This is a genomic window from Vibrio sp. 1F169, from assembly GCF_041439605.1.
GTDB lineage: Bacteria > Pseudomonadota > Gammaproteobacteria > Enterobacterales > Vibrionaceae > Vibrio > Vibrio tasmaniensis_A.
Map to the genome: position 1 here is coordinate 37,017 of NZ_JBGOOI010000024.1, position 24,813 is coordinate 61,829.

The 24,813-nt window shown below is 44.7% G+C and carries 18 protein-coding genes; 10 read left to right on the forward strand and 8 right to left on the reverse strand.

From position 1 onward, the window contains the following. Positions 1 to 11: 11 nt before the first annotated feature. Positions 12 to 1,853 carry a hybrid-cluster NAD(P)-dependent oxidoreductase gene (locus ACED53_RS11550; protein WP_017100825.1) on the reverse strand — a complete coding sequence of 614 codons (1,842 nt, stop codon included), beginning with the start codon at positions 1,851 to 1,853 and terminating at the stop codon, positions 12 to 14. A gap of 218 nt (positions 1,854 to 2,071) precedes the next feature. On the opposite strand from ACED53_RS11550, the gene ACED53_RS11555 reads away from it, so the two are divergent. Continuing rightward, a complete protein-coding gene (locus tag ACED53_RS11555; protein WP_017059962.1) occupies positions 2,072 to 2,230 on the forward strand; it encodes a YqaE/Pmp3 family membrane protein in 159 nt (52 codons plus the stop codon). A gap of 192 nt (positions 2,231 to 2,422) precedes the next feature. Continuing rightward, a complete protein-coding gene (gene pyrC, locus ACED53_RS11560; RefSeq protein ID WP_017100826.1) occupies positions 2,423 to 3,451 on the forward strand; it encodes a dihydroorotase in 1,029 nt (342 codons plus the stop codon). Between the two features lie 153 nt (positions 3,452 to 3,604). Here pyrC and ACED53_RS11565 read toward each other — a convergent pair whose 3' ends face one another. Beyond that, complete coding sequence (locus ACED53_RS11565; protein WP_017100698.1) at positions 3,605 to 4,510, reverse strand: DUF808 domain-containing protein; 906 nt, start codon at positions 4,508 to 4,510, stop codon at positions 3,605 to 3,607. A 174-nt stretch (positions 4,511 to 4,684) separates the two neighbouring features. Between ACED53_RS11565 and ACED53_RS11570 the strand changes: the two genes are divergently transcribed. After that, positions 4,685 to 5,611, forward strand: coding sequence for a M14 family metallocarboxypeptidase (locus ACED53_RS11570; protein WP_017100697.1), 927 nt, complete (start codon positions 4,685 to 4,687; stop codon positions 5,609 to 5,611). A 201-nt stretch (positions 5,612 to 5,812) separates the two neighbouring features. Here ACED53_RS11570 and ACED53_RS11575 read toward each other — a convergent pair whose 3' ends face one another. Continuing rightward, entirely contained in the window at positions 5,813 to 7,420 is a 1,608-nt protein-coding gene (locus tag ACED53_RS11575; protein ID WP_009845765.1) for a BCCT family transporter, read from the reverse strand. Positions 7,421 to 7,914: 494 nt separating this feature from the next. Next, positions 7,915 to 8,487 (reverse strand): malate synthase, encoded by a 573-nt coding sequence (locus ACED53_RS11580; RefSeq protein WP_017094519.1) that lies wholly within the window; start codon positions 8,485 to 8,487, stop codon positions 7,915 to 7,917. Between the two features lie 468 nt (positions 8,488 to 8,955). Between ACED53_RS11580 and ACED53_RS11585 the strand changes: the two genes are divergently transcribed. Then, entirely contained in the window at positions 8,956 to 10,383 is a 1,428-nt protein-coding gene (locus ACED53_RS11585; protein ID WP_017101401.1) for an NAD-dependent succinate-semialdehyde dehydrogenase, read from the forward strand. 166 nt (positions 10,384 to 10,549) lie between these two features. Here ACED53_RS11585 and ACED53_RS11590 read toward each other — a convergent pair whose 3' ends face one another. Beyond that, positions 10,550 to 12,736: a malate synthase G gene (locus ACED53_RS11590; RefSeq protein WP_017101400.1), complete on the reverse strand. Its 2,187-nt coding sequence runs from the start codon at positions 12,734 to 12,736 to the stop codon at positions 10,550 to 10,552. A 174-nt stretch (positions 12,737 to 12,910) separates the two neighbouring features. Beyond that, complete coding sequence (locus tag ACED53_RS11595; RefSeq protein ID WP_009845781.1) at positions 12,911 to 13,864, reverse strand: LysR family transcriptional regulator; 954 nt, start codon at positions 13,862 to 13,864, stop codon at positions 12,911 to 12,913. A 141-nt stretch (positions 13,865 to 14,005) separates the two neighbouring features. Here ACED53_RS11595 and ACED53_RS11600 point away from each other — a divergent pair, with 141 nt between their 5' ends. Together ACED53_RS11600 and ACED53_RS11605 are read left to right on the forward strand one after the other, a co-directional pair. Beyond that, positions 14,006 to 15,604, forward strand: a complete 1,599-nt coding sequence (locus ACED53_RS11600) for an isocitrate lyase (RefSeq protein WP_017097741.1) — start codon at positions 14,006 to 14,008, stop codon at positions 15,602 to 15,604. Positions 15,605 to 15,816: 212 nt separating this feature from the next. Then, positions 15,817 to 16,410, forward strand: a complete 594-nt coding sequence (locus ACED53_RS11605; RefSeq protein ID WP_032499336.1) for a hypothetical protein — start codon at positions 15,817 to 15,819, stop codon at positions 16,408 to 16,410. Between the two features lie 125 nt (positions 16,411 to 16,535). Here ACED53_RS11605 and ACED53_RS11610 read toward each other — a convergent pair whose 3' ends face one another. Next, positions 16,536 to 16,928 (reverse strand): cystatin domain-containing protein, encoded by a 393-nt coding sequence (locus ACED53_RS11610; RefSeq protein ID WP_009845784.1) that lies wholly within the window; start codon positions 16,926 to 16,928, stop codon positions 16,536 to 16,538. 416 nt (positions 16,929 to 17,344) lie between these two features. Between ACED53_RS11610 and ACED53_RS11615 the strand changes: the two genes are divergently transcribed. Then, positions 17,345 to 18,532: an acyl-homoserine-lactone synthase gene (locus ACED53_RS11615; RefSeq protein ID WP_017101399.1), complete on the forward strand. Its 1,188-nt coding sequence runs from the start codon at positions 17,345 to 17,347 to the stop codon at positions 18,530 to 18,532. Next, the gene (locus ACED53_RS11620) at positions 18,529 to 21,186 is read left to right on the forward strand and encodes a response regulator (RefSeq protein WP_032499333.1); all 2,658 of its coding nucleotides are present in this window, start codon (positions 18,529 to 18,531) and stop codon (positions 21,184 to 21,186) included. The genes ACED53_RS11615 and ACED53_RS11620 overlap by 4 nt, the downstream gene beginning before the upstream one ends. A 44-nt stretch (positions 21,187 to 21,230) precedes the next feature. On the opposite strand, the gene ACED53_RS11625 is transcribed toward ACED53_RS11620, so the two are convergent. Continuing rightward, positions 21,231 to 22,157, reverse strand: a complete 927-nt coding sequence (locus ACED53_RS11625; RefSeq protein ID WP_009845787.1) for a LysR family transcriptional regulator — start codon at positions 22,155 to 22,157, stop codon at positions 21,231 to 21,233. 130 nt (positions 22,158 to 22,287) lie between these two features. Here ACED53_RS11625 and ACED53_RS11630 point away from each other — a divergent pair, with 130 nt between their 5' ends. Further along, complete coding sequence (locus ACED53_RS11630) at positions 22,288 to 23,076, forward strand: hypothetical protein (RefSeq protein ID WP_017101397.1); 789 nt, start codon at positions 22,288 to 22,290, stop codon at positions 23,074 to 23,076. A 105-nt stretch (positions 23,077 to 23,181) separates the two neighbouring features. Next, positions 23,182 to 24,693, forward strand: coding sequence for a DUF1214 domain-containing protein (locus tag ACED53_RS11635; RefSeq protein WP_017101396.1), 1,512 nt, complete (start codon positions 23,182 to 23,184; stop codon positions 24,691 to 24,693). Positions 24,694 to 24,813: the final 120 nt, after the last annotated feature.

Below are 24,813 nucleotides of genomic sequence, written 5' to 3' on the forward strand. Positions count from 1 at the left end.
CTAACGAGTCGTTAATCTACAACTTCGATATCGGTTTGAGGCACGCTACAACACGCCAAGATCTGCCCCATATTACGTTCATGATCTTGCAATGCAGGGACATCCGGTTGATGAACTTGTCCGGACTCAAGCGTCACTTTACAAGCACCGCAGAAACCCGCACGACAACTTGAAGCAATAGACACCCCCGCCGACTCCGCTTGCTCTAGCAAGGTTGATTGATTATTACCTTCGAACAGGTAGCCGTTCACACTTAACTGTAGCTGCTTCACCGTCTCTTCTGTTGACTGAGCGACACCAAACGCTTCTTGATGGTAATGCTGAGGGTTGAGCCCCATTTGAATCAGCAGTTTCTTAGCATTATCCATAAAGCCGTCAGGGCCACACACGAACGCTTGGCGCTTGTGTAACTCTTCAACTTTAGCGACATGAGACACGCTCAAACGCCCAGATAAACCATCCCACTCTTTGGTTGGTTGGCTTAGTGAATAAATCACACGAAGTCCCGCGTGCTCACTGGCGATCTTGTCAATCTCAGCTTGATAAGGGATGTCTTCTTCGCTGCTGCATTGATGATAGAAAACTACGTCATCAATTTGACCATGGTCGGCTAGGTAGCGAAGCATCGACAGCATTGGCGTAATACCGCTGCCTGCAGACAAAAGCAATAACGGGTGCGTTGGATTTTGTTCTAGATAGAAAGCACCATCTGGGTTTTGAGCAACAAGAGTATCCCCCACTTGGAAGTGATCATTGAGCCAGTTTGAGATTTGACCATCGTCCACTCGCTTTACTGAAATCGCTAAACGACCCGCTCGTGAAGGACTAGAAGATAACGTGTAACGACGAGAAACCTTCTCGCCATCAATCACCATCTCAATCGGAAGATGTTGCCCTGGCTGATAACTTGGCAATGAATGGTTTTCTTTGGCAGGCTCTAACCAAAAGGTCGTAAAGTCACGAGCGATCTCTTCACGCTCAACACACGTTAAATGTAACGACTCAACCCAAGTGTCTTCGTAGTGTTCTTTCTCTTTGGTTTCGAGTACTTCAACCACATCACCCGCTTTAACCAAACCTTCATTTTTAGCCACAAGATTCTGACCAAAGAAAACGCCACCACGCTCGTTAGCTCTGAATGTAGAGAAGGTATTAAGAGGCTCTTTTGTTGATCTAAATTCGCCACGCTCAACATCAACTGTCGTTAGGATACAACGCTCGCAAGGCTTCACCGCTTCGAACTCAACCTCACCGATACGGATACGCTTCCAACCATCTTCAGCAAAAGCTTCTGTATTCGAAACAACAAAGTTGGTCCGGAACTGATCCATAGAGTGAACTTCAGGGCTGCGGCGATTAAGCTCATCTAGAGAGGCTTGGCTGATCACTAACATTGGATAGCCGTCAGCGAAACTGACATTATGGCCAAGCTTTTCACGCACTCGATTCGATTGCTCACCAGAAAACAGCAACTCAACACGAACTCCGAGCACATCACTGAACCAATCATCGGCTTCATCATTGGTGGTGTAAGCCGTAAAATTGTCTTTCCAAACCGTTGCTGGTGCTTCTTGCATCTTGAAATTTGCATACTTTAGACGCAGCGGCTCTTTACCTTCATAAGTAAAGATCAAACCGTCTGGTTGCAGGCTTGAAGATACCTTGACCATTTTCGGATACTTACGCGCTGTCACCATTGAGCCATCAGCCAGTGCCAACATAAAACGTCTGTCGAAAGTAAGACCCTGTTTTTCGACCCAAGCAGAAGAGAGTGCGATCCCGCCCACTGATTTAACCGGAAACACATTGATTTGAGATAAAGAGGGAGCTTGATCTAAAGGTGACTGCGACATAACGATTCCAATGTTTTGTTGTTTGTCCCAATGCTAACAAATGGTTATAAATAGATAAACTGGCAGGCATTAAACACTTGATACTAAGCTAATATCTTGAGATGTTTAAATCACTGCCTTGTATACATTAAGACAGCAATGCATTAACACTCTCTATACGTTCTATAATATGAACACGGTTATCGCATTGAACTTTCATTGAATAAAAAGGATTTATCATGAACAAACTCGTCATTATCATTTTATGTGTATTGCTTCCGCCCGTTGGTGTGTTCTTCGCTCGCGGCGCCGGGAAAGATTTGGTGATCAATATCATTCTTACTTTCTTCTTCTGGGTTCCAGGAATGATCCATGGTCTGTGGGTAGCCACCCGATAACCCTTATTAACAAATAGATACCGAATAAAATATCCATAAAAACAAGCTCCTAACCCTGAAGAGTTAAAAATAGGATGAAATGAAAGTGCTTTTCCACTATCATCCTGTCGCCTAAACGTAAGCGATTGCTTTCACAGATTTCGCTGAGTTTAGGCTCCAACTACATAACACTTCAAATGGTGGGAGCCTTCAATGACACAACTTACGATTACTCGTCCTGACGACTGGCACGTTCATCTACGTGATGGCGAAGTATTAAAAGATACAGTGCGCGATATCAGCCGCTACAATGGTCGAGCGTTAATCATGCCAAACACCATCCCACCGGTAACCGATACCGAAATGGCTTTAGCTTACCGTGAACGCATCATGGCAGAGCAGCCAAGCGAGCAATTCCAGCCTCTAATGGCACTTTACCTGACAGACAACACAACACCTGAAGAAATTCGCAAAGCGAAAGAGTCTGGTGCAGTAGTGGCTGCAAAGCTTTACCCAGCGGGCGCGACGACTAACTCCGATTCAGGCGTGACGTCAGCACAAAAGATTTACCACGTGTTAGAAGCAATGCAAGAAGTGGATATGTTGCTACTGGTACACGGTGAAGTAACAGCTCACGATGTTGATATCTTTGACCGTGAAAAAGAGTTCCTAGACACGGTTTTAGCACCGATTGTTAACGACTTCCCTAACCTGAAGATCGTTCTAGAGCACATCACGACTGCAGATGCAGCGACTTTCGTTAAGAACGCTAACGAGAACGTAGCGGCAACCATCACAGCTCACCACTTGCTTTACAACCGTAACCACATGCTGGTTGGCGGCATTAAGCCACATTTCTACTGCCTACCTATCCTTAAGCGTAACACTCACCAATTAGCGCTTATCGAGGCGGCAACAAGCGGCAGCAAGAAGTTCTTCTTGGGTACAGACTCTGCGCCACACGCAAAAGGTGCAAAAGAGTCAGCATGTGGTTGTGCTGGTTCATACACTGCGCACGCAGCCGTAGAGCTATACACAGAAGTGTTTGAACTAGAGGGTAAGCTCGAAAACCTAGAAGCGTTTGCAAGCCACAACGGCCCTGACTTCTACGGTATTCCACGTAACACGGACACCATCACTCTTGTTAAAGAAGAGTGGAACGTTGCTGAAACCATGCCTTTCGGCTCAGACATCGTTGTGCCAATCCGTGGCGGCGAGACGATTGCTTGGTCTGTAAAATAAACGCTTAGTCGGTAAATAAGCGCTCATATTGCAAAACAAGAGCGTGGTGTTAATTAAACACGACCCATTAGATTAAAAGGGGCACCATAATGATTATGGTGCCCCTTTTTCGTTTCGTGGAGAGAGGGTTTTATTAAGATAAATAATGAGCGATTACTTACCGCGAATTTTTCCAATCACAGTCCAAACAGCAACGACGATCAATCCAGCTAAGACACCGATAACACCGTTCAACAGAGTTGGAGCCACCGCTGTCGCTATCGTATGTCCACTGAAGTCCATAATAATCGGTTCAATTAAATGATGAATCGCAGGGACGTTGTGAACCACAATACCGCCGCCAACCAAAAACATCGCAGCCGTTCCAACCACCGCAAGCGTCTTCATTAACTTGGGCGCAAATGCGACTAACCCGTTACCCAATTGAGTTTTAATGGCCCCCCCATTCGATGTTCGCTGGAGATAGAAACCTAAATCGTCCAATTTCACGATCCCAGCAACTAAGCCATAAACACCAATCGTCATCACAACTGCAATCAAACTCACGACAAGAATCTGAGTAACGATACTTGTACCCGTTACGGTACCCAGTGCTATCACGATGATTTCCGCGGATAATATGAAGTCGGTACGAATCGCGCCTGCGACCTTTCTCTTCTCGTATTCCTCTATAGATTCGCCAGTACTCGTATCCTCTCCCTTCTCGTCATGTTGATGAGAATGAGGAAATAGCTTCTCTAAGATTTTCTCTGCGCCTTCAAAACAAAGAAACAGACCACCAATTAAAAGCAAAGGCATGATCAGCCAAGGAATAAAGGCACTGATCAATAATGCCGCGGGAACCAAAATCAACTTGTTTTTAAATGAGCCTTTGGCAACCGCCCACACCACTGGGATCTCTCGTTCAGCAGAAACACCGGATACCTGCTGAGCGTTCAGCGCTAAATCATCCCCCAACACACCAGCGGTTTTTTTAGCTGCCACCTTAGACATCAGTGCGACATCATCCAACACGGTTGCAATGTCATCCAGTAGCGTTAATAAGCTTGCTCCAGCCATTTTATGGTCTCTTTTAAGGGATTAAACAATTGGTAAAATGTAACACCATCAATCCACTCATCAAAGTTATGAGTCTGTAAAAAATAAAGTCACAAGTTGTGTTTTCTATTGCTGTCTCTGTTAGACAGGAATAATCTGTCTTAATCTTTCACGAACATAAAAGAAAAAGTATAGATGAAAAGTGAATCTACCTACCCAATTGGTAAGCCAGGACAAAAGTGGCAACAAGCAGAACGTGAAGCATGGTTAGCTCAAAAAACGGTTAAGCGTGAATACCAACAAGAAGTTGTGCCAAAGATTAAAGCACTTGCAGACCGTTTTGATATCGAACAATACGGTGCACTGAGCTACGACGAAGCTCGCTTCCCACTTTTCGCAATTAAGAGCAAAAACTGGGACGAGTCAAAGCCGACGATTCTGGTAACCGGTGGTGTTCACGGTTACGAAACCAGTGGTGTACATGGCGCTATCAAATTTGCAGCGACCCAAGCAGAACAATACGCAGCGCACTTCAACATTGTAGTAGCACCTTGTGTAAGCCCTTGGGGTTACGAAGTGATCAACCGCTGGAATCCAAATGCTGTTGATCCAAACCGCTCTTTCTATGACGGTACGCCAGCAGAAGAATCAGCAAACCTACGAGCTTTAGTGGCCTCTTTGCCAGAAGTATTGGTTCACGTTGACCTACATGAGACAACAGACTCTGATGAAACTGAATTCCGACCAGCACTCGCAGCTCGTGATGGTATTGAGTACATCGAAGGTATGATTCCAGATGGTTTCTACACGGTTGGCGATACTGAAAACCCGCAACCAGAATTCCAAGAAGCTGTAATTAAATCAGTAGAGCAAGTAACGCATATTGCGCCTGCGGATGACGAAGGCAAGATCATTGGTTCAGACGTCACTCAACACGGTGTGATCAACTACCCAATGAAGAAGCTTGGCTTATGTGGCGGCGTGACCGACTGTAAGTACGGAACAACCACAGAGGTTTACCCAGACAGCGACAAAGTGACTGACGAAGAGTGTAATGACGCTCAAGTTGCAGCGGTAGTCGGTGCTTTGGATTACGTAATTCAACATGAATTGAACGCGTAAGCTATTAGCTAAAGCGGCTCCCTAAAACTAAAAAGAGCCACAAGTGACGATTCACTTGTGGCTCTTTTTTTTGTCTTTTCTCTTACCTTTGATTTCTTCTTGGGCATAAAAAAGCTCCCTTGCACACAGTACAAGAGAGCTTTGAAATAACACTGAATAAGGAATAATTAGCGAACTATATACTCCCCATACTCGATTACTTTATTTAGCGGTTTCACTAACGTTTTCTTGTCCTTTATCTACTTCAGTCAGTAGACCTTTCAACAAGCTAAAACAGCCAATAAGAAGAATGATCGTAAACGGCAGTGCAGCAATGATCGTGATCGATTGCAGAGCTTGAATAGATTGAGTACCACCAATCCACAGCATTACCATTGCGATAGCACCTGAGATAACCGCCCAAACCACTTTCTGTTTAACAGGAACTTCAAGCTTACCACCCGCCGTCATGCCATCGATAACGATAGAGCCTGAGTCTAGCGTTGTAACGAAGAACACAATGATCAGTGCGACTGCGAGAACTGACAGAATGCTACCGAACGAGTAAGCATCTAGCATGTAGAACAAGCTTAGAGATACGTCTGTAATGCCTTGGTCGAGGCCAAGTTGTCCCACATGGTTAATTACTTGCTCGATAGCCACGCCACCGAAGATCGACATCCAAGCCGACGTTACCAATGTTGGGATAATCAGTACGCAAAGTAAGAACTCACGAACCGTACGGCCCTTAGAAATACGCGCTACGAACATACCGAAGAATGGTGCATACGCAACCCACCATGCCCAGTAGAACACAGTCCAGCCATGCAGCCATGTTGTGTCTTCACGACCCGCACTTTGGCTCAAAGCTACGATGTTTTTCACATAGCCCGTTGCCGCAGTCGCCACAGAATCAAGCACTGTCGTAAAGTTCAATACAGCGATAAGACCAAGGAATACGAACGCTATAACCATGTTCAGGTTACTTAGGAACTTAACACCACCGTCCATGCCACGCATAACAGAGATGATCGCCAAACCCATAATCAAAACGATAATAGATTGCTGAAGGTAGATGTTGTTTTCCAAGCCAAACACGTGGCTAATACCACTTGCTGCTTGCGTACCACCTAGGCCCAATGAAGTCGCAAGGCCAAACAGAGTAACCAGTACCGTTAGTACGTCGATCACATCACCTGTTTTACCCCAAACTCGTTCACCCAGTATTGGGTAAAACACAGAACGCATTGATAGCGGTAAGCCTTTGTTGTAAACAAAGTACGCTAGACAAAGCGCCGTCATGCCATAGATAGCCCATGCATGAAAGCCCCAGTGGAATACGGTTGCACCAAGTGCCAGTTCACGGCCTGCTTCTGTAAAAGGTTCCGCATCTAATGGTGTTCCGAACCAGTTCGTGAAGAACGCGGTTGGCTCAGCAACACCCCAGAAAATAAGCCCGATACCCATACCGGCTGCGAATAACATCGCAATCCAAGATGACATCGAATAGTCCGCCGTCGCATCTTCGCCACCTAGACGAATCTTGCCCAACGGTGAAAATGCTAGAACAACAGCAAACGCTAGCATGATGTTAGCTCCCCACATAAACAGGAAGTCAAACTTTGATAAAACAGCACCCTTAATAGAATCAATAGCAGCTTTAGCGTCTGCTGGAGGAAGAGCAAGAAGAGTGATGATGAAGAGAAGAGATAAGCCTACTGAGGCTATGAAGACGGTGTTGTGGACATCCATGCCCCATTTACTGACGTTATCTTGACCAACTTGATAGTCAGTAGAATCGATACTGTATTTTTTTGATTTAAAACTCATAAATTATGATGTTCACATATCCGAATCAACGAATATAAGGACGCTCTCCATATCCAATTACTACTTGATTGGCTCGCCGCACCACCTAAATAGAGGCGATAAAAATCACAATGGTTGGTGATAAATGGACTTACTGGCTCAATCCCAAGGCGCGTATTATAGCACAGGTCGAAGCATTTTGACTGAGTTTTAGCTCAATAGTTACCCAGACCGCCATTGATAGTGATAGTTAACCCAATAAAAGCAGAATAAAACAAATAGACAAAAACATTAAAATACAACATGTTAAATTAAAATGACGCACCGTAAAATCTCATGCAAACTTTCTACAGATAATATTAACAATAGCCTGATTTATTTATAGCTCTAATAAAAAAGCCCCGCTATAGGGGCGGGGAAATTACCAAAGGTAAAAGAGAAATCAGTATTTAAATGTCAGTGCTATGTCTTGCTACGCTTCTCGCCACAGAACTGTACATTTCAAAGACAGCACACTAGATGGCGAAGCAAAAACCTAGGTTATAGTCTTCGCCATTTTTTGCCGTGAACTCTTTATCTTCACTTGAAGCGTTCGGTCGACCGCTCTCATCGCCTTTCACTAAGCTCACCCAGTGACGGATGCCAGAAGAACGGCTCGCCTCAGTTTGGCCAAACGTGGTGCATGTCTCTAACTGGATATCTTGAATATCAACCAATTCTAAGTAGCCAGTACCTTTACGAGCACCGATTGTCACTTCAACGTGTGTACCGCTTTCATCACGAAATAGGATTGCTGAAGGCTTAGACTTATCGCCCGTGAAAGCAACAAAGTGCTTCGCTCGTTTTAAGCCAGTATGTTCGCCGTTTTTGAAGTAAACCTGAACATGTCGATAATCAATCTCGTAGCTCACTGCGTCTTCGTGTGAACCCGCCTCTAAAGGGAATAGAGTATCAAGCAACTGTTTCGCCATTTTTTGTTTTTCGAGTTGCTTGTCTGCTTTCACCATTTCTACGGCAAAGACAGCTTCAGCAATAAATGTTGAATGGTTTCTGTGAAGTTCTGTTTTGTCTAGTGTCAGCATATTCATAATCTTTCCCTCTTACGGCTTTGAATTTCATGTAGGTCAAAAATCCTGATTGACCCTTTTCAAATGTGTTCTTTACTGTGTGGCTTCCATGTATTTCATACTACTTGTATTTTTTAAACAATTTCACAACAAAAATTTCACAGTGTGAATTTTACTAAATTGATTTTTTACACAAACCGAAATTTCCGCCCCCAACCCTTTATTTAATTGGGCTGAGAGCTCATTAGACACACTTTTACATGTTGTTTGATTTTGTGTAATCACCGATTCAATCACCGTCAACACGCAGCGCTATGGTAATCATTTCAAGAAAAAGGGTAGGTGTTTTCGTCTTGAAAACAAGAAACACTGTATTATTGAGTAGTAACCACAATCTTCGACCAATCAACATTTGGTCGAAGTCATTTAAAGACTCGCCAACCCGCATATAAGCAACACGTCTAAAGTAATCACAACAAAGGAATCACGATGCTAAACATTAAGAACCAGCACTTACTCTCTTTTATGGTGACAGAAGCGAACAACGCAGTTGCAGTCACAAACCCAGCAACGGGTGAGCTTATTGGGCATGCGCCAATCTCATCTGAGGCAGAGTTAGAGAGCGCTATCGAGCGCGCTCATGTTGCGCAGAAAGAGTGGACAAAAATTCCCGCGAAATCCCGTGCTGCATTGCTAAGTGGTTGGCATCAATTGATCCTTGAAAACAAAGAAGATCTTGCTCGCCTAATGACCATTGAACAAGGTAAGCCGTTAGCAGAAGCAACGGGCGAAGTGGTGTATGGCGCGAGCTTTATTGAATGGTTTGCAGAAGAAGCCAAGCGTACTTATGGTGATTCCATTCCTAGCACCGTCGCTGGCAAACGCTTGGTGACCATCAAGCAGCCTATTGGAGTCGCGTGTGCAATTACGCCATGGAACTTTCCGATTGCGATGATCACTCGTAAGGCCGCTCCTGCCCTTGCTGCTGGCTGTAGTTTTATTGTGAAGCCCTCAGATGAAACGCCGCTTTCTGCATTTGCTGTGGTTGAATTGGCTTACCAAGCGGGCATTCCTAAAGATCTACTCCAAGTCGTACTTGGCGACAGCCCTGAACAGATTGGCGAGCTTTTCACATCACACCCACTGATCAAAAAGATCTCTTTTACTGGTTCGACTCGAGTGGGCAGTATCTTGATGGCTCAAGCGGCAAAAGGCATCAAGCGCACCTCAATGGAGCTCGGTGGCAACGCACCTTTTATTGTGTTTGACGATGCAGACATCGACGCGGCCGTTCAAGGCGCAATGGCGTCGAAATTCCGTAATGCGGGACAAACATGTGTCTGTGCGAACCGTTTCTATGTTCACAGTAAAGTATACGATGAGTTCGTGGCTAAATTCGATCAAGCGGTTCAGCAGCTTAAGATTGGTAACGGCTTAGATGAGGGTGTCACCATTGGTCCTGTTGTCAGTCAGAATGCGAAGAACAACATCCAAGCATTAATAGACAGAGCGGTAGAACAAGGCGCGACACCTGTGACGCCAACTCAAGAGCTTGATGGGCTTTTCCTTCAGCCTGTCATTCTTAAAAATGTGAAACACAGCATGGACATTGTTCAGCAAGAGATCTTTGGTCCTGTCGCTCCTGTGATGCAATTCGAGACAGACGAAGAGCTTATTGAGATGGCAAACGACACCATTTATGGATTAGCGTCGTACTTCTACAGTCAGAACATTCATCGAGTATGGAACATCGCAGAGGCACTTGAGTACGGTATGGTCGGTATTAATGATGGTCTCATCTCAACCGAGGTCGCGCCGTTCGGCGGTGTTAAGCAATCAGGTATTGGCCGTGAAGGCGCAAAAGAAGGCATCGATGAATACATGGACATTAAGTATCTTTGCTTTGGCGGAAAATAAGGTTGGTAGTAACTAGGTTTCGGCAGTGATTAGGGCTCGGAAATAATTAAGTCTTAGTGATCACTAACCTGCCCCATTCTCTCCCCTTCCCACACAAAAAAAGCCGCGCTAAATTAGCGCGGCACCTTGGGCTCGGTTCAAATAGGGGTACTACTTTTTTTATTATTTATTGTGCGGTTCCTTTCAGCTTCAGTCGCATCGCATGCAACACTGGCTCGGTATAACCACTAGGTTGAGCACAGCCTTCGAATACCAGCTGACAAGCCGCTGAGAAAGCGATGCTATTTTCAAAATCTGGCGCCATATTGCGGTAGCTAGAATCACCTGCATTTTGCTCATCAACCACTGCGGCCATGCGCTTCATGGTTTTCATTACTTGGGCTTCATTACAAATCCCATGACGTAACCAGTTCGCAATGTGTTGGCTCGAAATACGCAGCGTAGCGCGGTCTTCCATCAAACCTACATCGTTAATATCTGGCACCTTAGAACACCCGACGCCTTGGTCAATCCAACGCACTACATAACCAAGAATACCTTGCGTATTGTTGTCCAATTCGTTTTGGATATCTTGAGCTGTCAGCTTTTGATCACCTAATAGCGGAATAGTCAGAATATCATCAACGTTCGCTCTCACTCGCTCACGAAGCTCTTTCTGACGACTTGGTACACTCACCTTGTGATAGTGCAAAGCATGCAGAGTCGCCGCAGTTGGAGAAGGAACCCAAGCGGTATTCGCGCCAGCTTGTGGGTGTCCGATTTTCGCATCCATCATCTTGGCCATGTTATCTGGCTCTGGCCACATACCTTTACCAATCTGGGCTTTACCTTGCAGGCCACAAGCTAAGCCAAGGTCAACGTTCTGATCTTCGTATGCGCCAATCCAAGTCATGGTTTTCAGCTGTGTTTTAGGAGCAAACGGACCCGCTTCCATACTGGTGTGAATTTCATCACCCGTTCGATCTAGGAAACCTGTGTTGATGAACACAACACGATCTTTAGCCGCTCGAATACATTCTTTAAGGTTAACCGAAGTACGACGCTCTTCGTCCATGATGCCGACTTTGATCGTGAATCGATCTAGCCCTAATGCATCTTCAATGCGACCAAACAGTTCATTAGTGAAGGCGACTTCTTCAGGACCATGCATCTTAGGTTTAACAATATTGATGCTGTTCGCGGTCGAGTTTTGGTAAGCACTGTTCCCTTTTAAATCGTGCATTGCGATTAGCGAGGTGACCAAGCCATCCATAATGCCTTCAGGGACTTCGTTACCGTCTGCATCAATAATGGCAGGGTTTGTCATCAGGTGGCCCACATTGCGTATGAACAACATGCTGCGACCTTTCAGCGAGATCTCACCGCCCGTCACGCTAGTGTATTGGCGGTCTGGATTAAGGTTACGAACGATGGTTTTGCCGTTTTTCTCTAGCGACTCTTGCAGGTCACCCTTCATCAAGCCTAACCAGTTACGGTAAGCCAGTGCTTTATCTTCACCATCAACGGCAGCTACTGAGTCTTCGCAATCCATAATCGTAGTCAGTGCCGATTCCACCAGCACATCTTTAATACCAGCCACATCAACGCTGCCAATTGGCGCGCTAGGGTCGATTTGAATTTCAATATGTAGATTGTTGTGCTTAAGCAGAATACTTGAAGGCGCACTCGCATCACCTTGGTAACCAATGAACTGGTTGCGATCAATCAGAGTGACTTCTTCTCCGTTGTCTAAGGTCGCTGTCAATGTATTGCCAATGCTGACGTTGCTGATGCTGTATTTGGTGACGTCTTTATGAGAGACACCGTTGAGAGGTGCAGCATCATCAAGGAAACCTCGAGCGTAGCTCACCACTTTAGCACCGCGTACCGGGTTAAAGCTTCCTCCCTTTTCCGCGCCGTCACTTTCACTGATGACATCGGTTCCGTAGAGCGCATCGTATAAACTGCCCCAACGCGCATTAGCCGCGTTAAGTGCAAAACGTGCATTCATAATAGGTACAACAAGCTGCGGACCCGCTTGTGTTGCAATTTCAGGCTCAACGCTGGCAGTAGTTACTTGAAAGTCATCACCCTCAGGAACTAGGTAGCCAATCTGCTGTAAGAACTGTTTGTACTCGGCCGCATCTAGCGTTTGTCCCGCACGCTCTTGGTGCCAAACGTCAATTTGATGTTGAAGATCTTCACGCTTGATAAGCAGTGCGCGGTTCTTGGGAGCCAAGTCTTCAAGGATAGTTGCAAATGATTGCCAAAAGTCTTCAGCGACAATGCCTGTTCCAGGAATGACCTGCTCATTAATTAATTGGTAGAGGGTGCTATCAATGTTCAAGCTTCCCTGTTGAATACGACTGCTCATAAAATCTCTCTCAAACTAACTGATGACTACTCATTAAATCTACGTAACTGGCTTAAATTCACGTTACTAGCTCAAATTTACGTTACTAGATTAAACTTACGCAACGGACATAAATTTAGCTAATTTATGCCAGTTATACTGGATATTCATATAAAAAATACCCTACAAACTGTGTTATTCCGTCACACCACTCTCTATTTCATTGGCGACACTTTTAATCAATCGGCGCATCCACTGATGGTCTGGATTGGTTTGTAATAATGGACTCCAAGCCATTTTCACCTCAAAGGGTTCAATAGCAAATGGCGCAGGTTTGATTAACAACCGAGGATTATTGCGCTGCAATTGTGCCGCTTTGGTTGGAATGGTCAGGATCAGGTTCTTCTGTTGAGCGAAGAGAATCGCCGACAGGTAGTGTCGTGTGAACACCGTGATGTTACGCGTTTTGCCAATGCGCATTAGTGCTTCATCTATCCAACCAAGCTTTTGCGCTTCGCTTGGGTTAATCCCAACGCCGGTGCCCATACCCGTCTTACTTACCCAGATATGTTGCGCCTTTAAATAAGACAAAATATCGAAGTTGTCCGCTATCGGGTTATCACAACTAAATAGGCAAGAGAACCCGTCGTGCCAAAGGCTCATCTGATGGAATGACTGTGGAATATCGTCAAAACGGTTGATGATAATATCAACGGTGCCTTGCTCCACATCCTGATAACTCACGTCACTTGGCGTCATAATATCTAAGCGTATTTTCGGTGCTATCTCGCTCAACTTTTTCAATAGCGGCTGAATAATGGTCGACTCAGCATAGTCGCTCGCCATGATACGAAACACACGCTCACTGTCTTCTGCATTAAACTCCGTGGTCGGTTGCAATGTCTTTTCTACATTCGCCAAGATGTTTCTAATCAATGGCTGCAGTTTATGTGCTCGCTCGGTCGGTATCATCCCTTCACTGGTTCTCACCAACAACGGGTCTTCAAATAGATCACGCAATCGACGCAGGCCATTACTCATGGCTGGCTGAGTTATTCCTAACTGATTTGCTGCTCGTGTTACGTTTCTTTCACGTAGCAACATGTCTAAATACACAAGTAAATTAAGGTCTATACGAGCAATATTCATAAGAAAAATACCGAATATAATAACTATAAATTAACAAAATTATCACATACATGGTTATTCTTTGTCCATGGTTAGATTTAATCCAAATCGAATGACCTCGCCAAATTGGCCAACATGTCCACGTGAAACTAAGGAATAGTTATGTCGCAAATTACACAAGATATCGAAAAGATTGAAGTTGCAAAAAGCGCTGCTGGTGCTCCATGGGATGCAATCAACCCTGAATCTGCAGCTCGTATGCGAGCTCAAAACAAATTCAAAACAGGTCTGGATATTGCGCAATACACGGCAGATATTATGCGTGCAGACATGGCGGCTTACGACGAAGACAGCTCTCAGTACACTCAGTCTCTGGGTTGCTGGCACGGTTTCATCGGCCAACAAAAGCTGATTTCGATTAAGAAGCACTTTGATGGCAAGACAGACCGTCGTTACCTATACCTTTCAGGTTGGATGGTAGCAGCACTTCGCTCTGACTTCGGTCCACTTCCAGACCAATCTATGCATGAAAAAACGTCGGTTGCTGGCCTAGTAGAAGAGCTATACACCTTCCTACGCCAAGCGGATGCTCGTGAACTAGGTGGCTTGTTCCGTCAGCTAGACGCAGCACGTGAAGCGGGTGATGTGAATCTACAAGACCAAATCCAAGACAAAATCGACAACCACGTAACACACGTAGTACCAATCATTGCGGATATCGATGCAGGTTTCGGTAACGCAGAAGCGACTTACCTAATGGCTAAGCAAATGATTGAAGCGGGTGCATGTTGTCTACAAATCGAAAACCAAGTAGCCGATGAGAAGCAATGTGGTCACCAAGACGGCAAAGTAACGGTTCCTCATGCTGATTTCCACGCAAAACTTCGCGCACTTCGTTACGCTTTCCTTGAACTAGGCATCGACAACGGCATCATCGTTGCTCGTACCGATTCACAAGGTGCTGGCCTAACAAAAGAAATCGCGGTAGTGAAAGAGCCAGGCGACCAAGGTGACATCTACAACTCTTACCTAGATGTTGAAGAGATTGATGTTGCAGATATGGCTGAAGGTGATGTTTGCTTCAACCGTGACGGCAAGCTAGTTCGTCCTAAGCGTCTGCCTTCAGGCTTATACCAATTCCGCGAAGGTACGGGTGAAGACCGCTGTGTATTCGACTGTATTGAAGCAATCAACGCGGGTGCTGACCTTCTTTGGATTGAGACTGAGAAACCACACATCGGTCAAATCAAAGAGATGATGGACGGCGTACGTGAAGTACACCCTAATGCGAAACTGGTTTACAACAACTCTCCATCATTCAACTGGACATTAAACTTCCGCCAACAAGCATACGATGCAATGGCAGCAGCAGGTAAAGATGTATCAGCTTACGACCGTGCAAGCCTAATGAGTGCGGAATACGATGAAACTGAACTGTCTGCAAGCGCTGACGAGAAGATTCGTACATTCCAAGCAGACGCATCTCGCGAAGCGGGTATCTTCCACCACTTGATTACTCTGCCGACTTACCACACAGCAGCACTGTCTACCGACAACCTTGCAAAAGAATACTTCGGTGACCAAGGCATGTTGGGCTACGTTGCTAATGTTCAACGTAAAGAGATTCGCCAAGGTATCGCATGTGTTAAACACCAAAACATGTCTGGTTCAGACATGGGTGATGACCACAAAGAATACTTTGCTGGTGAAAATGCACTAAAAGCAGCGGGTGAAGCGAATACGTCTAATCAATTTGATTAATCGCTAACGCTAAAGCCTCCCCCGCCCTTCTCTCTTACTTAGGTAAGATCCGGGGGAAGGCTTTGAGATAAAGCTACTACTGCCAGCTTTATCTCAAAGCCTCAGATTTGTGTTCCACACCACGGTTAACCGAACAACTTCTGTTTAAGCTAACTGTATACATATTTGTTCAGATTCCTATTTGTTGAGATTCTTATTTTTTGAGAGTGCCTATGACTTCAATACCGACACACCTACAAGATGCAAAAACACTGTTATCAGAAAATGGTTTCGCAACGGGTGATACTTGGTATCACGGCACATCTTCAGCTTTACTCGCGTCTATTCAAGGTCAAGGGCTAAAGCGCTCTGGAGACAAAGCGCTCAATGAAGCCGCGTCAAAAACCATGGCGACCATCGGTAACAACTACACCGAATCGGTTGAACCAGTGTTTCTCACCCAGAGTAAAGAACTGGCGTATTACTGGGCTCAGCAAACCATTCGCGAGCGCAGCACTCGTTTTGAGGGTGAAGAGCGCCCTATCGTATTAGCAGTCAATCTATCTGAAAAACAACAAGCCAAAGTAAGGCCTGACGTTGGCGCAATGAGCCTATTAATGATGAGTGTTGGCGAGCAATTCATGGCTCACTTAACTGAGATCTATCAAAAGAACAACATCGCAGGCCCAAGCATCGAACTGCGCACTGCGGATCGTATGGATTATCTCAATAAACTTGGAATGGCCTACATTGATGAAGACATCAGTCGTGCTTGCGTGCAAGAGCTTTATGAACCAGAGCTGTCAGAGCCGGAACTGACCAGTTAATCAGGTTCATTACGTAAGCACTATTCAGAATAAAAAATGGCTCCTAAGTAGGAGCCATTTTTTATGTGCGAAGTTATTCACATGCTAGTTAATCAATAGACCAGTAAATTTATGGACCAGTTGATCTATGGACACAGACGACCTTGCTGTGCAGGTTGCGTCATTTCAATGTCACCTTGTAGTGAGCGATACACAACGGTATTCCACACTTCACCATTATCCATTTCAAACTCAATAGCGTAATTCAAACCCGCGACAACCTGAGTTCGCACACTCAGAATCTGCTTTAGCTCAGCTGAAGTGTTCATTTGGCCAAGAACTGCATTTAAAGCTTGCTTAGCTTGTGGTGTGATAGCGCTTTGCGACCAACCACCTGTCAGGTTTTTAGTGCTACAGATCGGATTCGTATTCTCTTGTGATTGAACTGGAACCTCAGATTTCTGACTGCATCCTGCTAACACAGCGACACTAAACAAGGTTGCTACTCCAAGTAATGATGTTAATCGTACTTTCTTCATAAATTCTCTCTACCTCTGTCATTCACGAGGCGTTACCCGCAATGATGTTTCATATGCAGACAAGCTTAAACCTCGAATGTCATCACTTCATCAGAAATTATGTTGTAACTAATCTGTAAATACAGAGCACTGTCAGAAAACCAAAGCCGGACAATAAGCAGACAAGTAAGTATTTGAGAATACACTAATTTAGGGGTTCATGAATTGATTGAAAAATGGCGAAACCATGTTGTTTAGGATTAGTACAAGTAGTAAACTCCCACTTTAAATGCAGCTTGTTTTTGAGAAACTAAACGCACAAAAAGTTAGGACAACTTTATAAAGTAACTACTCTCAAACATCAGCCATAGATACATCTCTCATAAACGGGTACAAGTCACATAAAAATAATTAGATAAACTTAGGCGGTTCACTACATGGAATTAATGTCGTCTTTAGGTTCACTGTTGGCTAGCAGCCTGCCTATCGAAAAAAAACAACACGCTCTGGTTGAACTCGTACTCGACACTTATCAACCGCAACAGCGCACGGCTCTTTTCAAAACAGTGGCAGAACATCGTCGAAGCCAAATAGAATTGCTTTTCCCTGAACATCAAACAAAAAGCGACTCAGTAATGTTTGAAGTGATGGACTACCGCGATCTGGTTCAGCGCTATCCAAATACCTTATCCGCAGAAGTTGCTCTCTTAGAGGAAGCGGTAGGACAATGCTATATGCATTGGTTGGACTTTTGGTGTGAATGTGAAATTTCCGCAATCAAAGCAAAATTACCATTGAGCACCCATGCCCCTTATCCTATAGATCTGCCCATTAAAGATAGTGCTTACTATGGTGTAATCATTGACCAAATAGAAAATAGCCCACTCTTAGTACAAACGCCAAGTCGCCCTCAAGGAATACCAATCAACGATGCTATTGCTTTAAGCAACCTTGAGGTTTTTATTAAAGGTGAGAAGTGGTATGAGATGCTGCCTTTACTCCACTTATCACAAACAGGTAAGCACTTTATTCTACTCAAACACCCAACAGATGAAGCCTTTCCAACCCTAGTCTCTTCAGCCCTAATTCAGGACTGGTCAAAAAATGAGACTTGGCTAAGCTACGCCCCCATGTTTAGCAACGACAAATGGAAGTACGGTTTATCCAGACGTGGTTATAAGGGACTGGCAGAGCTACATATTTTTACTCAACCGGCCCTATCAAAGTGTGACTCTATTCCAGAGTTCGATAATAAGTTCCAATTACAATTAGCCGAAATGCAAGCTGTATGTGAAATTCTACGCCTAACCGTGAGTGGAAATATTCAACAAAAAGTCTACTTCCTTTATCTTGCTCAAAAAGAGATGCTTAACTTGTTACATCAAGCGAGCTATAAAATTGGTTTCACCATTATAGATCAACCTTTGATACTCAATTTTTACAAGGCTATCGAACCACAAGCATACTTGCCGCTAGGGTCTTGTGACTTGAACGAAACGAACTTACTGACTTACCGCGGGTTATGGAATATTGAACTGATGTTGAAGGCATTCAATCATGTCAACTTTCGAGACTATAGACGGTGCCTCCGTGAAAATAAAAATACAGCGTGGCAAATAATATGAAGACGTTTGATCTTGGGCTAGAGGCGATATTCTTTGCTAAAGCCATCACTCTGCTTGCAACGGTCGCTGTTGTTGTAATGTGGCTGTTCTACTATTGTTATCGCCTTAAACAAAAGAACGAAGCGATAGTGGGGACACACCATGTACCTTACATCGCATATTCCATCTGTATTATTACGTGGATCAGCAGTAATGCCTACTTCCACACCGGCTTTTTGCCTGGACTTGGTACCACAGCAGCCATATTCGCAGCAAAGTTGGCCAACCTCAGCTCTTTCCTTGCTTTTGCCTTTGCGTATTACTTCTCGTGTCAGCTCGCAGCCGAAAACCGCAGTGGTAAAATCCATAGGTGGCAACAAACCATTCTCGCGAGCATGACGGGCTACTCTTTCTATATCAATTTGACCCCAGGGTTAACGGTAGAAGATGTCACCATTACTGCTCCAAGCCAATTCGTGATCGAGTTTGGTCCGCATACACCCTATTTTTTCATGGGGGTTATCAGCTTGATTGCCCTTACACTGACTAATCTAGTGACCATGCGTACCAATAGCAGCAAGCTAACATTAGCCAAAGCCAACTACATGATTACAGGCATCTTGGTATTCATGCTATCTACAGCAACGATTCACATTGGCGTTGCCTATTTCCTACGTGATTTCTCGCTCACTTGGCTCCCCCCAGCGTTGTCGCTCAGTGAGATGTTATTTGTAGGCTATGCTCTGCTGACCTCTCGCTTCTACAGTTTCAAATACCTTACATACATAAGCCTTAATGTGCTGCTGGTGTGTGCAATTTTAGTGATACCTTTTTGTACGGTATTTATTCCCCTAACTGACGGTAACCAATGGCTATTAGCGATACCCATCTGCGCGATTATCGGCATTACATGGAGTCCAATCTACAAACGTGTAAGTCCTTACTCCTCATTGCTTGTCTATAGAAACAAAAAGACACCGGTACAACAGATACTCGCATTAGAAGAAGGCTTTAAGTTGTCGATTGACGATGCCATGCGTCGTTTAGGTCGCCAACTGCAAATCCCAGAAGATAAGCTTCGACTAGTTAACAGTAATTACAACGAAACCTTCTACGAAGATTACCTATCTAGCAAAGAGTCCGTTCTAGTGTTCGATGAGCTTTCTGAAGAGCTAGATGATACTGCGCTCGCTAAACGGCCGCTAAAAGCACTTTATGACAAGATGAGTTCAAACAACACCGCGTTGGTAATGCCACTATTCGGACACAAAAAATCAGTCACACACTTGCTAGTATCATCGCACAAAAGCAACAATCGTATGTTCTCTAATGAAGAAATCTCTGCACTGCAAACCTTGTTAACGCGTGTACAAAGCACCATCGAAGCCGATAGACGAATTCGCCAAAGTCGTGCTCTTGCTAACTCGATCGCTCATGAGATGCGTAACCCACTCGCTCAAGTGCAACTGCATTTTGAGGTGTTAAAGCAGCACATTGATAATCAAGCACCAACTCAACAAATCTTGACTGACATTGAGAATGGCCAAGCAGCGATTCAACGCGGGCGGCAACTGATTGATATCATCTTACGAGAAGTCAGTGATAGCTCGCCTGAGCATGGACCAATCACCATGACATCTATCCACAAGGCCGTGGACCAAGCCGTCAGCCACTATGGCTTTGAGAACGAGAAGATCATTGAGCGAATTCGTTTACCACAACACGCTGATTTTGTGGCAAAACTAAATGAAACTCTATTCAACTTCGTCATTTTCAATCTGATACGCAATGCAATCTATTACTTTGATTCTTACCCAGACAGCCAAATTGAGATCAGCACCAAAACAGGATCTTACGAGAACGTTCTCACATTTCGTGATACCGGCCCCGGCATTGACGAAGCCATTGTTCATAAGGTCTTTGATGACTTTTTCTCTTTCCAAAAAAGCGGTGGTAGCGGCTTAGGACTGGGGTATTGCCAACGAGTGATGCGCTCATTTGGTGGCAGAGTGGAATGCCATTCCAAACTTGGTGAATTTACTGAGTTTCACCTGTACTTCCCTATTGTACCCAATGCTCCAAAAGCGGAGACGCTGCGTACGCCTTATTTCAACGGTTGGAAACACAACCAATCGACGGAAGATAAAGCCGAAGCTGATGTAAAACCAGAGAGCCAAACTCCAAGCGGTGATATAGAACCTGAACCGGCAAGTACGCTAACAGAAAGTAAGCAAACAGAACGCACGCAAGCAGAAAATCAACCAGCATCAAGCCATCTTGCACCGACGGTACTTATTGTTGATGACAAAGAAGTGCAACGCACGCTTGTTCAGATGTACCTGAGCCGACTTGGCGTAAATAGCTTGCAAGCTAAAAACGGGGAAAATGCTGTCGAGCTGTTCAGATCACACAAAGTTGATTTGATCTTAATGGATGTACAAATGCCGATAATGAATGGCTTTGACGCAAGCCAGATCATCAAGGCGCGCTCACCTCAAACACCAATTATTGCTTTGTCTGGTGAATCAGGACAACGTGAGCTAGAAATGATCAGAAAACTGATGGACGGTCGCCTAGAGAAGCCAACCTCTTTGAACGCACTGCAACACCTACTGGACAACTGGCTAGAGAAAGGCTGGGCGCCAAACGCTTCTAAAGAAACAGAAAATGAATAGCTGACTACGGTTAAGTGAATCAATTAAAAAAAAACGATTAGAACTCACTGATGGTTGGCCTCAATCATCGCCGTTTCGATCAAATCCAGTAACCACTTGTATTTGGCAGAATGTTGGTTTTTCTTATGAAGATAGGCAAATACCTCCATTTTCTCTGCATCTTCTTCTAATCCTTCAATCACAATCGAGCGCAATACTCCCTTGTGCTGTTCGATCACCGGAGGCATGCAGGGTGCGATCATATTGGAATGCTTAATCGTTTCTATTAACCCAACAACTGACGTCGTTCGAAGCGCCATATTAATCGATTTACCTTGGCTTAAAACTTCTTCTTCCAATCGCGAGTGTTTGTTTTGGTCGAAGTAAGCAAGGTCTACATGCGCAAATGGAAAGGACAACAAATCATCGATCTGTGCTACATCCTCTTTAAAAGGATGGTCGACTCTTACTGCCAATACAAATTTTAGGGTTACGAGAGGCACAGCAATGATCTCGGCGGGCAGGTTTTCAGCTTCAAAGTGAATAACAAAATCAATCTCGTCACTCTTAAGTCTTTCCAGTGAATCTTGGGAGCTAGTATGACTAATCAACCTCGAAAGTGGACTTTCATCTGAGAGTTGATGAAACAGAGAGGGTGTTAACCAAGGCAAAAGGTGCGGGTTCGCCTCTATCTTAAAATCTTCGCTTAGTTCGGCAGGAGTAAACTGTTTACCCTCTTCTATCGCCGTGACCAACCCGTCCAATAGTGGAAAAACACGTCGATACAGTTCATCAGAATAAGGCGTCGGGAGAAACTGCTTATTGGACAAAACAAATAGCTCTTCACCTAACGATTCCTTAAGCTTTTTGACGCTTTGGCTTACCGCTGGTGTCGAGACAAACAGCTTTTCAGCTGCTTTGCGCAAGCTTTTTTCCTGATACACCACCACAAACACTTTCAATAAGTTCAAATCGACATTATTCAGTTTCATACCCAAACCATAAACCAATACTTAACGAATGGTTAAGTTTATATGAATTAACTTAACGATGTCCACTTTGTATAGTTACCTCACCTTCACGCAGTACACGGATGTAGTGAGATAAATTTATGAGGCATCTATGTTATTACAACGTTCAATCCTTTCTCTAACTCCTTTGTTTCTGGCAAGTGTCGCTTTCGCGGAAGAAGCCGAAATTCAAGATATGTCAGACCCGTTAGCCGTCTATACACAAGGTGGCTTCGGTTACACAGACAAAGGCTTAAACCTGAAAATCGGGCAAACCTATGACACTGGTAGCGATACGACCATGGGTATGAATGTCTTCGAAGTCAAAGGCATCGCTGGTGAAGCCATTGGTTGGAATAACCGAGGCGCAGATGACAGTATCGATTCGATTCGTTTCAGAAACTTCGGCGTAGACTTAACCAATGGTCGAGGCACACAAGTCGATATGTCTTGGGATTTCGATAGTAATCAAGGTAGTGCGTCATACAGCTTTATACAGGCTCTTCCACAAATGGGCATGTTTAATTTCTATCCGCTTGCAGGTGTCGGTGTTGCTGCAGGTGAAGAGTTGGTTGAAGGCTCTGGAGGCAACCTCGACGCGGATCAACTTCGTGATCGCTACAACATGCACGGTACTTTCTACGTGGCGGGTATGTACGCAAAAATGCAACTTACCGACAAGATTTGGTTGAACTATAACCCTATGTATTTAGGAACGATGTCTGGTTCATCAACGTTCAAAGATTATGGATTCGAGGGCAGTGATTCTGTACTCGCACATGAGTTTGCTGCGAGCTACCAGATTAACCCAAGGACGAACGTTCGTTATTTTGCAAATTGGACAGAAAACACCAGTATCGAAGACGGTGATCACCGCATCGAATTTAACTATCAGTTTTAAGCAGTCACTTTCTGCTTGGATGAGCTCTTTCAGTTTGAACCAATGATTTCTGTTCGACGAGCCATTCCCGTTTTGACGAATAATTTTGAGTTTTGAGGACACATTATGAATATGATATCTAAAGCCTTTGTTGGTAGTTTCACTTGCCCATTACGCTCAGCTGCCATGCTAGTTTCTGTAACAGCCTTGTTTTCAGCCACAGCGATAGCAGGCAACGGTGATGCGACAGAAACGATCCAAACGCGTGCAGGTGACTTTACTTTCGAAACCGACTTTCTTCATGGCATTCCAACACAAGAAAGCTCTGCAAAACTGTTTGAACTGATGGACTATCAACGCGCGTCACAAGCTTACATTTGGTCCGTGCCTTTGGTGTCAAACTACGCATGGAAACAAGCCTATGCCGACATGGGGGCAGAGGATGGTCAAATTACTTATGTTGAGTCTCATGAATCTAAGCTAGGAGGTTTAACTTACAATACCTCTACGCCTTACGCGATTACTTGGTTTAACGTAGAGAAAGAGCCCGTTGTTATAGAAATACCCACAAATGAACTGCGTGGCGCGGTACACACCATGTGGCAAATCGGTATTTCTCAAATGACTGAGCCGGGCGTCTACGTGGTAAAAGCGAAAGGTTCTGAAACGCCGAGTAACCTGCCAAAAGGCGCAAAAGTATTTGAGTCTGATACCAATAATGTTTTCTTGGGTGTTCGCTTAATGGCTAAGTCAGATCAGCAACGTATGAAAGACTTAGAAGCATTAAAAATTACTGACCTTAACGGCAAGCCGCTCAGTAGCAAAGGCGTGAACTTCCCTGAACGTGGTGACGATGCTAAGCACCCACGTGGTATGGCATTTTGGGAGACCTTGAATGAAGCGATCCAAGCCGAACCTGTAGCAGAGCGCGACCGCATGATACACGACATGTTACGCCCACTAGGTATTGAAAAAGGCAAAGCATTTACTCCATCAGCTCAGCAGCGTGACATCTTAGAACAAGCTGTAATCATGGGTGAAGCTATGGTTAAAAACATCGATTTCAACAAGACTGAACGTCTACCACACGCGGCTTATGGCAAAGAAGGGAATTCGTGGGAAATCGCAACGGCTTCAACACCAAACCAAGACCGTCACTATGGTATGGACCTCGATGGACGTGCAGCTTGGTTTTATGAAGCCGTCACTAACGACATTGCAATGCATGGATTTGAGAACGGCGGTTGGGGTCAGATCTACCTAGACAACTACCGTGACGACAATGGCAAAGGGCTAAATGGCAGTAACCACTATACTTTGACGCTAGATGGAGATGTAAATTTCGCCGATTTATTCTGGACCATCACTGTCTACAACGTCGAGAACCGCGCCATCATCGACAACGAAATTGAGCGTGCCGACGTGGGTTCTAACATTGAAGGGACAGTTAAAGATTCGCAAGGCAATTACACCTTCCACTTCTCGCCAACTAAGCCTGCTGGTGTAAATGAAGCGAATTGGGTGCAAACCCGAGAAGATGAAAACTGGTTTGTTTACTTCCGCGCTTACTCACCAAGTAAAGCATTTGTAGCGCAACAGCCAGAAACCTTACTGCCTAACTTTAAGCGCGTGGACTAGCCGCTAAGTCTATGTACTAACGATAAAGTCCATTACGACCCACGATAAAAGAGGAGCCTCAGCGCTCTAATGCCGTTCACTTAAGAGTGAACGGCATTTTTGTTCTTAGCATACCGTTGT